Genomic DNA, 16,046 nt, shown 5'->3' on the forward strand with positions numbered 1-16,046 from the left:
TCTTCGGGAACATGAGGAGGGGGCTGACAGGCCTCATGATTTCCGTACGCCGGGAATGCTGGATTCTCTACACCGCCAGCGCGTCGCGGTCGCGGAATCCCATCAGATAGAGAATGGCGTCGAGGCCGAGCGTTGAGATCGCCTGTTTTGCGGTTTCGCGTACGATTGGCTTGGCGCGGAAGGCGATGCCGAGTCCGGCTTTGCCGAGCATTGGCAGGTCGTTGGCGCCATCGCCGACCGCAACGGTCTGTTCGAGGCGGATGTTTTCCGTGGCGGCGATCTGCTCGAGCAGCTCCGCCTTGCGCTTGCCATCGACCACCTGACCGATGACGTTGCCGGTCATCTTGCCGTCCACGATTTCAAGCTCGTTGGCGAAGACGTAGTCGATGTTGAGCTTTTTCTGCAAGTAGCGCCCGAAGTAGGTGAAGCCGCCGGAGAGGATGGCGGTTTTGAAGCCGAGGCGATGCAGGTTGTAGAAGAGGTGCTCGGCGCCTTCGGTCAGTTGCAGCCGCTCGGCCACCTTCTGCAGCGTCGATTCTTCCAGCCCCGCCAGCGTGCCGACGCGCTTTTTCAGGCTCTCGGTGAAGTCGAGTTCGCCGCGCATCGCCTGCTCGGTGATCGCCGCCACCAGCTCGCCTGATCCGGCCTCTTTGGCCAGTTCGTCGATCACCTCTGACGTAATCAGCGTTGAGTCCATGTCGAACACCACGAGCCGTCGCGTCCGCCGGAAGATGTTGTCCTCCTGGAAGGCGATGTCGATGCCGAGGCTGTCGGTGATGGCCAGCATTTCAGTTCTGAACTGTTCTTCGTTTGCGGGTGCACCCCTCAGCGAAAACTCGATGCAGGCTTTTGTTTTGCCGGAATCGCCCTCGTCCTTGAGCGGCAGACGGCCCGAGAGGCGGTTGATCGTGTCGATGTTGAAGCCGTGGCTGGCGACCAGCGTGGTGACCCGTTCGAGATGTTCCGACGTGATTTTTCTGCCGAGCAGCGAGAGCAGGTAGCGCGGCTTGCCCTGTTCGCCAACCCATTTGTGGTAGTCGCGCGTGGAGATGGGTGAAAACTCGATCTCCAGCTTGAGCGTGTGCGCCGTGAAGAGCAGGTCTTTCAGGATCGGCGCGGAGGCGGAGGCTTTCGGCACCTCGATGAGCATCCCGAGCGAGAGGTGGTTGTGAATGACCGACTGGCCGATGTCGAGCACCGGCACGTTGTATCGTGCAAGCACTTCGGTAATTTTGGAGGTCAGGCCCGGCTTGTCCGGCCCGGAAATGTTGATGAGCAGCAGTTCGTGCATGTGCTGAAATTCTCGGTTAGTCCTCGTCGGTGGAGGGGAAGAGGCAAGGCGTTGCCTTGTAATGATTTATGATTCCGCCCAGTTTGCGGACAAAGCATGGGGAAAGATAGCGTTGTTTTGGGAAGGTTCAAAAAGTGGGGATGGCGGGTTGGTCCGGTGTTTTGGGTGGTCCGCGAAGGTTGCTCACATTTCATAGGAAAGAAAAATGAGATAATTAAAACCGAGGCGGACAGGATTCTGAGCAGTGCGCTCAGGCAAAAAGATTCCGAACGGGCGCGGATAGCGGAGGCTTTGATCGCCAGTCTTGAGGTGCTAACAGATGGGCTACAAGCCCCACCTTCGTAGGTTCGCAGACATCATCTATAAAATTCTCTTTAGACCATCAAAACATCTTTCTAATGAAATACCCAATATTAGTATTTCTTCTCATCCTGTCTTTTCTGATGACCTCTTATAAGATTACATATTCAGAAGAATCTCTATCGCCAGAATACATTTCATCTACCGGTGAAGAGTTTGTTTTCGCAACTACATACCCCGGTGGTGAAAAGTATGGTTATCCCTTATGGCATAAATGGCCAATGGTATTAGGAGGAGAATTGTCCTATCAAGATTATGTTGGTCGAAAAGGAAAGCTTGAAGACAGAATAATTTATGAACCATCCGGTATTTCAAAGTTTCGTAAAGCCGTGATGGAAAATGGTGAGGTTTTGTATCTTGATGTTGCTGGAAATATACCTCCTAATGGAATTTATTTCCAACTCGCCACCTTGAACCTGTCAGAGTGATTGATGTCGTCCTTGAAAGTTATGGATACGCGTATGGAAGTGGTCCATTCTTTTTAAAGGTAAAGAAGTTATCGGGAGAAGAGGGGCTAATCAAGTATATAGTTATTATAGCACATCAAACCCGTTTCCACCGGGAACTCCAATAAAAATAAAACAGGCTATTGAGCAACGAAAGATTATGATCGGAATGACCCGTAAACAGGCAAGCCTATCATGGGGAGAACCAGATAAAATCAATAAAAGTGTTGGATCATGGGGGGTAAAAGAACAATGGGTATATGGCAATCAATATCTCTATTTTACTAATGGAAAGTTAGATAGTTTTCAGACTAGTAATTGACCGAGTACCTTCCTTCCCTACTCCCCAACACAACAAAACCCCGCCGAAATCGACGGGGTTTTTTCATATCCAATAAATCGTTCTCCCTTCTCACTCCCACTCGATCGTGGCTGGCGGTTTCGAGGAAATATCGTATACCACACGGTTGATGCCTCTCACTTCGTTGATGATGCGGTTCGAGACTTTGGCGAGGAAGTCGTGGGGGAGGTGCGCCCAGTCGGCGGTCATGCCGTCGGTGGATTCCACGGCTCGCAAGGCGAGCACGTTTTCGTAGGTGCGTTTGTCGCCCATCACGCCGACCGACTGCACCGGCAGGAGCACCGAGAAGGCCTGCCACACCTTCGAGTAGAGGCCGCTCGACTTCAGCTCGTCGATGAAAATCTGGTCGGCGTCGCGCAGCACGTCGAGGCGCTCCCGCGTGAGCGAGCCGAGCACGCGCACGGCGAGGCCGGGGCCGGGGAAGGGGTGGCGCATCAGGATGTCCTCGGCGATGCCAAGCTCGCGTCCGACGGCGCGGACTTCATCCTTGAACAGCTCGCGCAGCGGCTCGATGAGCTTGAGCTTCATGCGCTTCGGCAGGCCGCCGACGTTGTGGTGCGACTTGATCGTCTCGGACGGTCCTTTCACGCTGACGCTCTCGATCACGTCCGGGTAGAGCGTGCCCTGCACGAGGAACTTCTCGTCGTGAATGTTCTTTTCGAACACCTGAATGAAGGTGCGCCCGATGATCTTGCGCTTCTTCTCTGGCGAGGCTACGCCTTTGAGTCGCCCTAAAAAGAGATCGCTGGCGTCGACGAGCGAAATGTTCAGACCGAGCGGCTTGAGGAACTCCATCACCTTCACCGCTTCATCCTTGCGGAGCAGGCCGTTGTCAACAAAGACGCAGTGCAGCTTGTCGCCGATCGCCTTGCTGACGAGCACGGCGGCCACCGTGGAATCGACGCCGCCGCTGATGCCGCACACCACGGTCGAGTCGCCCGCAACCCGCTTGATCTCCTCGATCTGGTGCTGGATGAAGCTCTTCGGCGACCAGTCCGGCGTGATGCCCGCGATGTCGATCAAAAAGTTCGAGAGCAGCTGCTTGCCGTAGAGCGAGTGTTGCACTTCGGGGTGAAACTGCAAGCCATAGACCTTGAGCGCGGCTTTGCTGCCGAAGCTCTCGATGGCGCACACCTCGGCATTCGCGGTGCTCGCCGTCACGCGGAAGCCCTCCGGCAGCTGCGTCACCTTGTCGCCATGGCTCATCCAGACGTCCGAATCGGGGATGTCGCGGAAGAGCAGGCTCTCGCTCTCGTCGTGGTTCACCAGCATCTTGGCGCGTCCGAACTCCTGCTTCGAGGAGCTTTCGACGTTGCCGCCGAAGTGCTTGGCGATGGCCTGCAGGCCGTAGCAGATGCCGAGCACCGGCACGCCGAGGCTGAACACCTCCGGGTCGGGCATGAATGCTTTTTCGTCATAGACGCTGTTCGGGCCGCCGGAGAGGATGATCGCTTTCGGCTGATGCGCCCGGATGGTTTCGGCCTTTGTGTGGTACGGAAAAATCTCGGAGTAGATGCCGATCTCGCGGATGCGCCGTGCGATGAGCTGAGTGTACTGTGAACCGAAATCGAGGACGATGACCGATTGCAGGGATGTTGCCATGGTTGATGTGAAACCGGTAAAGTATTGTTTAAAAATTATCTGCGGGCGCGGCTGCCGGTGCTGTCGGTGCTTGCCGGTGCTGTCGGTGCTGTCGGTGCTGTCGGGACAGGCGGTTGCTGCGCGCCGGTGCTGTCCGGATTGCCAACCGCGCCGGAATTGACCGGTTGCGGCGCTCTGTTGAAATCGCCAGCCTGGTAGCGTGCGTAGCCTTTTGGCGTGAAATATTCGACAGAGACGTTACGGTTTAGCACGTCGGACGGCTCGGTCGATGAGCCTGCAATCGGCACGGCAATAACGTTGTCGGGCATCGGGAAGTAGGTTTTTTCAAGCTTGAGCGAAGGATCGGAGTAACACTTTTTCATGAAGTTCGCCCACGCCGGAAGCGCGGCTCTGGCGCCCTGTCCATACTCCATCGAGGTGAAATGAATCCGTTCGTCATCGAATCCCGCCCAGACTACGGCTACGAGCTTTGGGGTGAACCCGGCGAACCAGGCGTCGCGCTGGCTCTGGGTGGTGCCGGTTTTACCGGCCACCTCCATGTCGAGGCCGTAGCGCGTCCTGGCGGCGATACCCGTGCCTCGGTCGATCACATCCTTGAGCATGGTGACCATGACGTAGTTGGTCGCCGGATCGAGTCCCAGATGGCTGCTGGGCTGGTGTTCGGCAATCACCCGGCCGTGCTTGTCGAGCACTTTGGTTACGGGAAGCACGTCGCACCAGGCGCCGTTATTGGCAAAAGTGGTATATGCCCTGGCCAGTTCGAGCGGCGAGACCTCTGATGTGCCGAGCGCGATCGACAGGTTGGGCTGCATGGGGGAGGTGATGCCCATGCGACGGGCGTAACTGATGATTTCCGAAGGACTCAGGAACTCGTAGGCGAGCCTGACGGTGACCTGGTTGAGCGAGTGGGCCAGTGCGTCGCGCAGCGTCGTCATGCCGCCGGAGCCGCCCTCGGCGTTCCGGGCTACCCAGACGCCGCCGTTGCCGCTTTTCAGCGCGAGGGGCTGGTCAAGAATCCTGTAGTTTGCCGGTATGCCCTGGTCGATGGCAGCCGCATAGACGAAGGGCTTGAAGGCCGAACCGGGCTGACGCTTGGCCTGCCAAACATGGTCGAACTGGTAGCGATAGTCATCTGGCCCGAAATTGGTGCCGCCAACCCACGCTTTGACATGGCCGTTCGACGGGTCAAGGGCGATGAGCGCCATCTGCACCCGCGTTTTCTGGTGAAGCAGATTGTTCAGCCAGGCGCTATCGGCCTTCAGCCGGGCAAGCGCCGTGTTTGCGGGAACACCCTCCTCGTTTACCATCTCCTTGTACCGGGCGCTCTCCTTGATGAACTGGATCTTGAGCGACTCGGGGCAGCGCCAGCTCCGGTCAAACTGCGCTTGCAGGGCCGCCGCCTGTTCGCCGATGGCCTGTTGCGCGTATTGCTGCATCCGGCTGTCGAGCGTGGTCTGGATGGTCAGACCGTCGCGGTAAACGTTGACGCCTTCAAGCATGGACGACGATTTGATGGTCTGCCGGATGTACTCGGTGAAGTAGGGGGCCAGGCCCTGTTGGGTGACGGGCGTGTAGTGCAGCACCAGCGGCGTGGCCTTTGCCCTGACGGCCTGGGCGTGGGTGATGAACCCCGCCTTTTCCATCAGCCCGATAATCAGGTTGCGCCGAGCCAGCGACGACGAAGGGTCTTTGGACGGATCGTAGGCCGTCGGATTTTTCAGCGTTGCGATCAACGTGGCGCTCTCGGGAATGGTGAGCTGGCTGGCCGGTTTGCCGAAATAGGTCTGGGCTGCCGACTCGATGCCGTAAGCGCCCGATCCGAAGTAGACGGTGTTCAGATAGAGGGCCAGAATCTCGTTTTTGGTATAGGTGCGTTCGAGCTGAACCGCCGTGACGAGCTCCTTGGCCTTGCGGCTCAGGGTGCGCTCCTGGGTCAGGAAAAGGTTTTTGGCGAGCTGCTGCGTGATGGTGCTCGCGCCTTGCCAGCGGGTGCGACCCTTGATGATATTTTCGCCTAAGGCGATGGCCAGACGCCGGAGGTCAACGCCCCAGTGCTGGTAGAAGGTCACATCCTCGGTGGCGATGAGTGCCGCAGGCGCCCACCTGGATATTGACCTGAGCGGTACGAAGGTTCTGTTTTTCAGGAAAAACTTGTGCAGGAGTTTGCCGTCTTCCGAATAGACCAGCGAGGCCAGTTCCGGCTTGGGATTTTCAAGCTCCTGAACGCTTGGAAGGCCTTTGAAAAGATCGAGTCCGAACACAGCGCCGGCTCCAAGAAGAACGACAAGAAGAAGACCGGCAATTTTCATAACAAATTTTTTACTCACGTTGACAAAGGTTCAGAATGGTGAATCATAAGCGTCTGTTTTCAACAGGAACATTTTTTCCGTTGAATCATTTCATTGAATCTGCACCCGGTCGGCCAGAGGCGTGGCAGGCTGAGTCTTTTTATAAAAATGTTCCGCAAAATCAAAATGTTTTTTCAGCTGCTCGACAAAGCACGGCGTGTCTTCGAGCATGGGCAGATGGCCGAGGTGCATGAACTGTACGAGCCTTGTTGGCGATGTCGCTGACGCCTTGCGCTTCTCGAACAGCGTGATGGTGCCTTCGGGCGGAATGGTGTGGTCGGCCATGCCGACGCAGCAGAGCACCGGCGAGGCGATCTCGATGACGCTCCGGGTGTAGGTTCGCAGCGCTTCGGGATCGATTGAGAAATGGCCCACCGCGTTGGTGGCCGCCTTGTCGGATGTGGTGAAATCCTCGATGATGATGTCGCTGTACTCCTTGCTGATGTGCCCGGTGGCTGCACGCTTGATGAAGAGTGTGCGCAGCGGTTCAACCCGGAACATGTTCCGGAAGTTCATCGAAACGTCGATCAGTCCGCCGAGGAACATCAGGCCGAGCGAGGTGAACGGCGTCTCCTCGAAAATACCGCAGGCCAGAATCGTTGCCGAGAGTAGCGCGTCGCGGTAGCGCAAGCACAGCTCCGTGGCCACCATGCCTCCCATCGAGTGGCCGACGATGTGCAGGTTTCGGCTTTTGTCGAGCCCGAGATGCTCGATCAATGCGCCGGCCTCATCGGCGAATCCGCCAATCGTCAGATCGGGCTGGCACCCGTCGATGGAGGTTTTGCCCGTGCCGCTCTGGTCGTAGGTGACGCAGCGGAAATCCTGCCTGAGCAGGTCGATAGTGGGCCTCCAGTACCGGGACGAAATCGCCCAGCCGTTGACGAAGAGAATCGCCGGTTTGTCCTTCAGCGAAGGATTCTGTTCGGCGGTATCCTCATAGAAAAGTTTGCAACGTGACGAAGTAAGGTAACTCATAGGCTCGGCCGGTTTGATCTCTGCGAAAAACTGAACTCAAATATACCATATAGAAATATACCATATAGAATATAGAATGCTGAATGATGAATGAACATCAGGTTATGGCGCATGACAAGAGCAATATCTGTCTGCTTCAGGCTCGATATTGATTTTATACCGGTATATTAATCGCTTGCCGCACGGATTTCGTCAACCAGATGAATTTCGCTGTAATGCGTTTATTGACAAATACTTACCATAGATTTTACTTCAATGGAGCTTTTCTCGAAACTTGCCGATTTTATTCTGCACATTGACAGGCACCTTCAGCTTCTCGCTTCGGAGTATGGTCTGTGGCTTTATGGAATCCTTTTTCTGATTGTATTCTGCGAAACCGGTCTGGTGGTTTTTCCGCTTTTGCCAGGTGACTCGCTGCTCTTCGCCGCCGGATCGCTCGCCGCGATTCCGATGTCGCAGCTCAGCCCGCACTGGCTCTTCGTCATCTTCACGACTGCGGCGCTTTTGGGCGATACGGTCAACTACTGGATCGGCAGAAGTCTTGGGCCGAAGGTGTTCCATTTTGAAAAGTCCGCGTTTTTCAATCCGGAGCACCTGCAAAAGACGCGCGGCTTTTTCGAAAAATACGGAGGCAAGACCATCATCATCGCCCGTTTTATTCCTATTGTCCGCACCTTTACGCCATTCGTGGCTGGCGTCGGGGCCTTGCCCTATCCGAGATTTATCATGTTCAGCATTGTCGGGGCGCTGCTCTGGGTGGGGGTCTTCAGCTATGGCGGGTACTTTTTCGGACAACTGCCGGTAATCAAGGCCAACCTGAAACTGATGATTGTGGGCATTATCGCCGTATCGCTGTTGATACCAGCCATCGAGTTCGTGAAGCATCATTTTCGGCGCAAGGCCAGTCTGGATGCGGATTGAGGAGTTTGCCGGTTAAAAAATAATTATGGTAATTTCCCGAAACTTCTTATAATCCAGTCCTTAATCGGCGTATAGCGCAGCCTGGTAGCGCACTACCTTGGGGTGGTAGGGGTCGTGGGTTCAAATCCCGCTACGCCGACAAGTTTTTCCCTCCTTCACTATCCGGAAGAGTTCCTTTCTCAACAAAAACCGGAAATTATGTATGGACTTTGAATGCCAGTTCGTGTGTGAGCTGAAAGAGCTCGCGCCGGTTCCAGCCCTGCTTATTCGCACACAAACCACCATGAGCGAGCTCGGCTCTTTGTTTGAAGCCGGCTACCATGATATCCTGCAACTGCTTGCAGGCCAGGGCAAATCGCCGTCGGGACCGCCTTTCGCGCGCTACTTCGGCATGAGTGCCGGGACGTTCGAGGTCGAATTCGGTTTTCCTGTCGAGGGAGGCGTCGAAGGCAGTGGCCGGGTCGTCACCGGGTTGACTCCCTCGGGCAAAGCCGCGAGTAGCCTCTACATCGGCCCGTATGGCGAAATCGAAGCGGTCTACGACGCGCTCATGAAGTGGGTTGACGATAATGGCTTTGACCTGAGTGGCGAGGCATATGAAATTTATCTCGACAATCCTGCCGAAACAGCGCCTGACCAGCTCAGAACGCGAGTCTCTCTGATGCTTCACGAAAGCTGACGGGAATTCTCTTTTCGTGGCGGCGATTATGAAAAGAAACTTTTCTCATTCAATCGCCGCGAGCCTCTCATGAACGTAAGCAATCTGCACTGTATCGTTATCGGAGCCGGAATCGGCGGGCTTGCCGCTGGAGCGTTGCTGGCTCGCCAAGGTATGCAAGTGGTGGTGCTCGAAGCGCAGCGCTATCCCGGCGGCTGTGCAGCAACTTTCACTTTCGGCGCTTACCGCTTCGATGCGGGAGCAACCGTTGGGTGTGGCTTTCACCCTGGCGGGCCGCTCGACCTGCTTGGCCGCGAACTCGGCATTGACTGGCCGGTGCACGCCGAACCGCTCGCCTGGCAGTACCGCCACCGCGACCTTCGGCTTGATCTTCTCTCCTCGCGTGACTCGATAATTTCTCGATTTCCGCGCTCGAAACCGTTCTGGGACGAACAGGCTCGGCTCGCCCGAACGCTCTGGCGTTTGTCCGCCGATGCGCTGCCGTGGCCGGTCTCGAACTTGCAGGATGTTGCCGGGCTTGCTGGCCGAGCGCTTGCCACTTTACCGGACTCCGCCTTTCTCCTGTCCTTCATGCAGCGCACAGCGCTTGCCTGGCTTGCTTCGCACGGCCTCGATTCCGATGCGGAGTTTGTGCGTTTTATCGACGCTCAACTCATGATCTCCGTCCAGACCACCTCGCGCCACGCCAACGCGCTCAACGCGGCGATCGCGCTCGACCTGCCGGTGGCGGGAACGTGGCGCGTCGAGGGCGGCATCGGCACTGTCGCCCAATGCCTGGCCGACTCCATCGGGCGCGATGGCGGAGCGGTGCTGTACGGCAAAAAGGTGATCCGTCTCGATACGATCAAGCGCGGGGCGCTCGGCGTCGAAACCGCCGATGGCGACGCCTTGGCAACCGATGCGCTTGTCGCGAATCTCACGCCGGAGTCTCTCGACATTCTCGATGAATTCCGTCCGGAGAGCGAACAGGATGCGCCGCCATCCGACGGCTGGAGCGCCTTCATGCTCTACCTCGGCGTCGATGCGTCACTGTTCAAGAAAGCCGGAGCTGATCACCTGCAAATCGTCGCGCCGGAGGGCGAGCTTGGCGAGTGCCGGAGTCTGTTCGTTTCCGCCTCACCGGCGGGCGATGCCGGACGGGCGCCTGAGGGGCAACGTGCGGTGACTGTTTCAACCCACACGAAGCCCGAACGCTGGTTTGAAGCGATGCGGCAGGGTCGCGAGGTGTATGAAGCGCTGAAGCAGGAGTACACCGATAAAGTGCTCGCACTGCTTTACGAGCAGCTTCCGGATGCTCGCGGTGCGATCCGTTCGATGACAGCCGCTACGCCGCACTCGTGGCAACAGTGGACGGGCCGGCATCACGGGCTGGTCGGCGGCTACGCACAGACCTCGCTCTTCGGTGTGCGCGGACCAGCTACGAAGTACGACAACCTCTTCCTCGTCGGAGACTCGATTTTTCCGGGCCAGTCGCTGCCGGGTGTGGTTACCGGAGCGCGCCGGACGGTGGAGCTGCTCTTGCGCCGCGCCGGGAAGCTGGGGCGGTTATAGCGGAGCGTTCAGGGCAACCGCAAGGGTTGCCCCTACAATTTTCCGCCTGCTCTCGTATATTCGGTTTATGGAGCTTCAGGAAAAAATCACCATCCTTTCGGGGGCCGCGCGGTATGACGCTTCGTGCGCGTCGAGCGGTTGCAGCAATGACACGCCGTACCGGGGAACGGGCAACACCTCGCAGGGCGGCATCTGCCACTCGTGGGCGGATGACGGGCGCTGCATTTCTCTTCTGAAAATCCTGCTCTCCAATGACTGCCGGTACGACTGCGCCTACTGCGTCAACCGCTCGTCGAATCCGGTGCCTCGTGCGTCGTTCACCGCGCGGGAGGTGGTTGATCTGACCATGGAGTTCTACCGGCGCAACTATATCGAGGGGCTGTTCCTCAGCTCCGCGGTGTGGGATAGCCCCGACCGCACGATGGAGGAGATGGTGCGCGTGGCGGAAATCCTGCGCAACGAGGAGCGCTTCGGCGGCTACATCCACCTCAAGGTCATTCCCGGCAGTAGCGCCGACCTGATCCGGCGCGCGGGGTTGGCCGCCGATCGCATCAGCGTCAACATCGAGTTGCCGTCGAACGAGTCGCTGAAACGGCTCGCTCCACAGAAAAGCAAGGAATCGATTCTGACTCCGATGAAACTCATCGGCGCGGAGGCTGGCTTCAGCCTCGTCGAGCGCACCAAGAGCCGCAAGGCTCCACGCTTCGCTCCGGCGGGGCAGAGTACGCAGATGATTATCGGTGCAAGTCCCGAAACCGATCTCCAGATTCTCCAGCTTTCGCAGAGTTTGTATCGCAAGATGAACCTCAAGCGCGTCTATTACTCGGCCTTCGTGCCTGTCAACGATGACAACCGCCTGCCGGTGCTCGCTGCGCCGCCGCTTCTGCGCGAGCATCGCCTCTACCAGGCCGACTGGCTTTTGCGTTTCTACGGCTTTTCAGCAGAGGAGATTCTTTCCGACGACGCGCCGAACCTCGACGAATCGTTCGATCCCAAAACCGCCTGGGCGTTGCGCCATCCGGAGTTTTTCCCGGTCGAAATCAACCGCGCCGATTACGCCACACTGCTCCGCGTTCCCGGCATTGGCATCACCTCGGCCAAGCGCATCATTGCCGCCCGTCGCTTCGCGCCCGTCACGCACGAGGGCATGAAAAAGATTGGCGTGGTGATGAAACGGGCAAAATACTTTATCACCTGCTCGGGCCGCCCGTTCGAGAAGATCGACCAGCAACCCGCTCGCCTCCGCCAGCGGCTGCTGCTTGGTGATGGCAGTGAGCAGAAACAGCCGCAGCAGCTTGTGTTGCCTGGGCTTTTCGCCTGATTGCCATGAACAAGTATTTCTACGACGGAACGCCAGAAGGACTGGTATCGGCCATTGGCGCGATTCTCGAAAGCGGCGATGATCCGGAGCAAACCGTGCTCTCCATCCGTCAGGATACGCTCTTCGAGGAGGGGTTGTTCCTGCGCACCGACTCCGCTGTTGCCGAAGCGCTTTTCCAGCGGCTCCGGGAGCGAGCGCCCGACGCGGTGCAGACGCTCTGGTACTTCACGATGACCGAGGTCGATGGGCTGGCGACGAGCCTCTTGCGCTACATCGCGCTCGCCTTCGAGCACGGCGACCAGGTCAACGGCTACCTGACGCATCCTGACGTCAAGGCGGTTGTCGCCACCGCTCGCAAAGTCGGACGTGAACTGCACCGCATGAAAGGACTGCTGCGTTTCGAGCAGCTCCGCGACGGTACCTGGCTGGCGCGGATGGAGCCCGACCACAACGTCATCCAGCCCCTGGCACGCCACTTCAGCCGCCGCTTGCGTACGCAAGAGTGGTTCATCTACGATGCCCGCCGCCACAGCGCCGCTCACTGGGACGGCCACGCACTCAGCTTCGGTACTCTCGAACGGTTTAGCCGCCCGGAACTCTCCCCGGAGGAACGGGTCATGCAGCAGCTCTGGCAAACCTTCTTCAAAACCATCGCCATTCCCGAACGAAAAAACCCCCGCCTTCAGCAATCCAACATGCCAGCGAAGTACTGGAAATATCTGACTGAAAAGCAGGGGGAGTGAGGGGGTATTACTGCACAATCCTCGGATAGAGTTTCGAGGTCACGACGATCAGCGCGATGAGCATTCCGGTTAACATCAAAAAATCTGTCCCGATGCCGAAGGTGCTGGTGCCAGCGGTCACCATCAACGCGCGGAGGAGGTCAACCTGGTAGGTGAGCGGGTTGATGTGGGCGATGATTTTGAGCCAGGTGGGCATGATCGAGATCGGGTAGATGGCGTTGCTGGCGAAGAAGAGGGGCATGGTCATGACCTGGCCGATGCCCATGAACCGTTCGCGCGATCGCACCAGGCAGGCGATCATGAGCGAAAAGGTCGAGAAGAGCGCCGCGCCGAGCACGATGGCGACGAGCACGCCGCAGAGTGCGAGAGGTGACCAGTTCAGATCGACGCCCGCGACGAGCGCCATCAGATAGACGATGGCCGCCTGCGCGATGGCGCGCATTCCCGCCGAGACCGCCTTGCCGAAGACGAGCGAGCTCCGCGGGGCGGGGCTGGCGAGCAGCTTCTGCAAAATGCCGAGGTCTTTTTCCCAGATGACGTTGATGCCGTAGAAAATCGCGATGAAGAGCACGCTTTGCGCGAGGATGCCCGGCGCGAGGAAGCTGAAGTAGTCGAGGTTACCGGTGGGGATGGCGCGCATTCGCCCGAACACTTGGCCGAACACCAGCAGCCAGAGCGCGGGCTGGATCGAGCGGCTGAGGATTTCCGATGGGTCGCGGCGCAGCTTGGCCAGCTCCGTGGCGACGATGGCTGCCGTGTCGCGCAGGAACCCGGTGGGGTCGAACTTGTCAGCCCAGCCGTTTGGCCGTCCGGCGGGCGCGGTTGATGTCGCGGAAGTTTGGCTTGCTGTCACTGAACTCTCCTGCAAAGTGAATGAAAACCTGGTTCATCGATTCGGTTCCGGCGCGCTGCTTCAGCTCCTCCGCCGATCCCTCGGCGGCGATGACCCCCTCTTTCATGATGGCGATCCGGTCGCACAATTCTTCGGCCTCTTCCATGTCGTGCGTGGTGAGCAGAATCGTGGTGCCGAAGGTTTCGAGCAGCTCCTTCAGCCGCTTCCAGACCTGGAGGCGGGCGGCGGGATCGAGGCCGATGGTCGGTTCGTCGAGGAAGAGCACTTCCGGACGGTGAAGCATCGAGAGGGCGATTTCGAGCCGCCGGATCATGCCGCCGGAGTAGGTGCACACCAGCTTGTCACGCGCTTCGGTGAGGCCCATGAAGGCGAGCGTTTCGTCGATGCGCTGCGTTCGCTTGCGGCGCGGCACGTTGTAGATGCGGGCGAAGAGCAGGAGGTTCTCGAAGCCGGTCAACGCCCCGTCCGCCGAAATCATCTGCGACACGTAGCCGATCCGCTTGCGCACGCCGATGCTGTCGCAGAGGATGCTGTGCCCGGCCACGGTCGCCGCGCCGCTTGACGGCGGCAGCATGGTGGTGAGCATCTTGATGGTCGTCGTTTTGCCCGCCCCGTTTGGCCCCAGAAGACCGAAGATTTCGCCCGACCGCACTGTCAGATTCAGCTCCCTGACGGCGACATTCGAGCCGAACGAGCGGGTGAGCCGGTCGGTCTGGATAGCGATGTCTGTTGTCGGTAGCTGCATGGTCGAGGTTTGTCGAAATGAGTTTCAGATGTGCCTGCAAGTTAAGATTCAGCAACGCGTTGCGCAACTCTCGAATCGTCCGCAGATCGGATTTTTCAGGTGAATCGGTATCTTGCTTTTAGCTGCACGTTGAACCTTTCCTCGCAAATCCTATGGCTATTCTTTCCATCGATCAGGGCACGACCGGCACCACCTGCATGATCTACGACCGGACGGGCAGCGTGCTCGCCCGCGCGTATCGCGAGTTGACGCAACACTATCCGCAGGCGGGGTGGGTGGAGCATGATCCGGAGGAGATCTGGCGGACGGTGGTCGAGTGCGTGGCCGAGGTGCGGGGCGCATATTCGGGTCACATCGAAGCTATCGGCATCACCAACCAGCGCGAGACCACCGTGGTGTGGGATCGGCGGAGCGGCCAGCCCGTGCACCGCGCCATCGTCTGGCAGTGCCGGCGGACGGCCAAATTGTGCAACCGCTACCGCAGCGAGGAGGCGGCGATCCGCGCGAAGACAGGACTGCCGGTGGACGCCTACTTCAGCGCCACCAAGATTCGCTGGATTCTCGACGCGCATCCCGAAATCGATCCATCAAATCTCCTCTTCGGCACCATTGACACGTGGCTCATCTGGAAGCTGACCGGCGGCGAGGTTCACGCGACCGACCTGACGAATGCTTCGCGCACGCTGTTGTTTGATATCCACGAGCGGCGCTGGTCGCCCGAGCTTTGCGAGTTGTTTGGCGTGCCGCTCTCAATGCTACCGGAGGCGCGTCCGTCGATGGGCGGGTTCGGCTCGGTGCGCACGATTCCGGCGCTCGATGGCGTGCTGATTGCGGGCGTGGCGGGCGACCAGCAGGCGGCGCTTTTTGGCCAGTGCTGCTTTGCGCCGGGGTCGGTCAAGAACACCTACGGCACCGGCTGCTTCATGGTGATGAACACCGGAGAAAAGTTTGTGAGTTCGAGTCACGGCTTGTTGACGACGCTCGCGCTCGACGGCGCTGGCCGGAGCTGCTACGCGGTCGAGGGGTCGGTGTTCATCGGCGGCGCGGTGATGCAGTGGCTGCGCGACGGCTTGCAGCTCATCGGCAGCGCCGCCGAGTCTGAGACGATTGCCCGCTCGGTTGAATCGAATGGAGGGGTCTATCTCGTGCCCGCCTTCGTCGGTCTCGGCGCACCGCACTGGAACATGGAGGCGCGGGGCACGATCACCGGCCTGACGCGCGGCTCGTCGCGGGCGCATATTGTCCGCGCGGCGCTGGAGTCGATCGCCTTCCAGTCGCACGACGTGTTTCGTGCGATGGTGGCCGACATCGGCATTCAGCCGCAGTCGCTCACGGTCGATGGCGGCGCGGTGAGCAACGAGTTTCTGATGCAGCTCCAGGCCGACCTGCTCGGCGTGCCGGTGCACCGTCCGCGCAACATCGAATCCACTGCCCTCGGCGCGGCCTGCCTTGCGGGTCTCGAAGCCGGAGTGTGGGGTTCCGCCGCCGAACTGCGTGTGCTCAACAGCGTCGAGCGGGTCTTCACTCCCGCGATGCCGGAGGGCGAACGCGAGGCGTTGCTGGCGGGCTGGCAAAAGGCGCTGCGGCAGACGCTCACATCATAAACCATTCATCAAAAAGAAGATGACACACAATGATCATCCCGGCGAAGGCACGCCGAAAACCGTCGTTTGCCCCATGTGCGGCGAGCCATTCACCTGCGGCATGTCCACCTCATGCTGGTGTGCCACGCGCGTGGTGCCCGATTCGGTCAGGAACTACCTCGCCGAGCGCTACGAAACCTGCGTCTGCAGCACCTGCCTCGACCGGCTCATCGCTGAGGCGAAAGAGGAATTGAGGGGAGCGTAACT

The 16,046-nt window shown here is 58.8% G+C and carries 15 protein-coding genes and 1 tRNA gene; 10 read left to right on the plus strand and 6 right to left on the minus strand.

Annotated features, from left to right (window positions below):
• Window positions 1–67 precede the first annotated feature (67 nt).
• Window positions 68–1,291: a phosphoserine phosphatase SerB gene (gene serB / locus AYT24_RS00870; protein ID WP_010931867.1), complete on the minus strand. Its 1,224-nt coding sequence runs from the start codon at window positions 1,289–1,291 to the stop codon at window positions 68–70.
• Window positions 1,292–1,689: 398 nt separating this feature from the next.
• On the opposite strand from serB, the gene AYT24_RS00875 reads away from it, so the two are divergent.
• Both AYT24_RS00875 and AYT24_RS00880 read left to right on the plus strand, forming a co-directional pair.
• Window positions 1,690–2,079, plus strand: a complete 390-nt coding sequence (locus tag AYT24_RS00875; protein WP_010931868.1) for a hypothetical protein — start codon at window positions 1,690–1,692, stop codon at window positions 2,077–2,079.
• Between the two features lie 178 nt (window positions 2,080–2,257).
• The gene (locus tag AYT24_RS00880; RefSeq protein WP_164926806.1) at window positions 2,258–2,419 is read left to right on the plus strand and encodes a hypothetical protein; all 162 of its coding nucleotides are present in this window, start codon (window positions 2,258–2,260) and stop codon (window positions 2,417–2,419) included.
• Between the two features lie 90 nt (window positions 2,420–2,509).
• Here the strand turns inward: AYT24_RS00880 and guaA are convergent, their stop codons facing one another.
• The 3 genes from guaA to AYT24_RS00895 form a co-directional block, all read right to left on the minus strand.
• On the minus strand, window positions 2,510–4,048 hold the full coding sequence (guaA, locus tag AYT24_RS00885; RefSeq protein WP_165439265.1) for a glutamine-hydrolyzing GMP synthase: 1,539 nt from the start codon (window positions 4,046–4,048) through the stop codon (window positions 2,510–2,512).
• A gap of 47 nt (window positions 4,049–4,095) precedes the next feature.
• Window positions 4,096–6,369: a penicillin-binding protein 1A gene (locus AYT24_RS00890; protein ID WP_164927193.1), complete on the minus strand. Its 2,274-nt coding sequence runs from the start codon at window positions 6,367–6,369 to the stop codon at window positions 4,096–4,098.
• A gap of 90 nt (window positions 6,370–6,459) precedes the next feature.
• Window positions 6,460–7,383, minus strand: a complete 924-nt coding sequence (locus AYT24_RS00895; RefSeq protein WP_010931871.1) for an alpha/beta fold hydrolase — start codon at window positions 7,381–7,383, stop codon at window positions 6,460–6,462.
• Window positions 7,384–7,638: 255 nt separating this feature from the next.
• Between AYT24_RS00895 and AYT24_RS00900 the strand changes: the two genes are divergently transcribed.
• The 6 genes from AYT24_RS00900 to AYT24_RS00925 all read left to right on the plus strand — a co-directional run bounded on the left by AYT24_RS00900 (window position 7,639) and on the right by AYT24_RS00925 (window position 12,598).
• Window positions 7,639–8,304, plus strand: a complete 666-nt coding sequence (locus AYT24_RS00900) for a DedA family protein (RefSeq protein WP_010931872.1) — start codon at window positions 7,639–7,641, stop codon at window positions 8,302–8,304.
• A gap of 65 nt (window positions 8,305–8,369) precedes the next feature.
• Window positions 8,370–8,443, plus strand: a tRNA-Pro gene (locus tag AYT24_RS00905).
• Window positions 8,444–8,506: 63 nt separating this feature from the next.
• A complete protein-coding gene (locus AYT24_RS00910) occupies window positions 8,507–8,983 on the plus strand; it encodes a GyrI-like domain-containing protein (RefSeq protein ID WP_010931873.1) in 477 nt (158 codons plus the stop codon).
• Window positions 8,984–9,052: 69 nt separating this feature from the next.
• Window positions 9,053–10,534, plus strand: a complete 1,482-nt coding sequence (locus AYT24_RS00915; RefSeq protein WP_010931874.1) for a phytoene desaturase family protein — start codon at window positions 9,053–9,055, stop codon at window positions 10,532–10,534.
• Between the two features lie 67 nt (window positions 10,535–10,601).
• Complete coding sequence (locus AYT24_RS00920) at window positions 10,602–11,855, plus strand: putative DNA modification/repair radical SAM protein (RefSeq protein WP_164926807.1); 1,254 nt, start codon at window positions 10,602–10,604, stop codon at window positions 11,853–11,855.
• 5 nt (window positions 11,856–11,860) lie between these two features.
• Window positions 11,861–12,598: a TIGR03915 family putative DNA repair protein gene (locus AYT24_RS00925; RefSeq protein WP_010931876.1), complete on the plus strand. Its 738-nt coding sequence runs from the start codon at window positions 11,861–11,863 to the stop codon at window positions 12,596–12,598.
• Window positions 12,599–12,605: 7 nt separating this feature from the next.
• Here AYT24_RS00925 and AYT24_RS00930 read toward each other — a convergent pair whose 3' ends face one another.
• Together AYT24_RS00930 and AYT24_RS00935 are read right to left on the minus strand one after the other, a co-directional pair.
• Window positions 12,606–13,451, minus strand: coding sequence for an ABC transporter permease (locus AYT24_RS00930; protein ID WP_010931877.1), 846 nt, complete (start codon window positions 13,449–13,451; stop codon window positions 12,606–12,608).
• The gene (locus AYT24_RS00935) at window positions 13,387–14,196 is read right to left on the minus strand and encodes an ATP-binding cassette domain-containing protein (RefSeq protein WP_010931878.1); all 810 of its coding nucleotides are present in this window, start codon (window positions 14,194–14,196) and stop codon (window positions 13,387–13,389) included. The genes AYT24_RS00930 and AYT24_RS00935 overlap by 65 nt, the downstream gene beginning before the upstream one ends.
• Window positions 14,197–14,348: 152 nt before the next feature.
• On the opposite strand from AYT24_RS00935, the gene glpK reads away from it, so the two are divergent.
• Both glpK and AYT24_RS00945 read left to right on the plus strand, forming a co-directional pair.
• Window positions 14,349–15,800, plus strand: a complete 1,452-nt coding sequence (glpK, locus tag AYT24_RS00940; protein ID WP_010931879.1) for a glycerol kinase GlpK — start codon at window positions 14,349–14,351, stop codon at window positions 15,798–15,800.
• A 19-nt stretch (window positions 15,801–15,819) separates the two neighbouring features.
• Window positions 15,820–16,044, plus strand: coding sequence for a cysteine-rich CWC family protein (locus tag AYT24_RS00945; RefSeq protein ID WP_010931880.1), 225 nt, complete (start codon window positions 15,820–15,822; stop codon window positions 16,042–16,044).
• Window positions 16,045–16,046: the final 2 nt, after the last annotated feature.

This window comes from Chlorobaculum tepidum TLS, assembly GCF_000006985.1.
Taxonomy (GTDB): Bacteria; Bacteroidota; Chlorobiia; order Chlorobiales; family Chlorobiaceae; genus Chlorobaculum; species Chlorobaculum tepidum.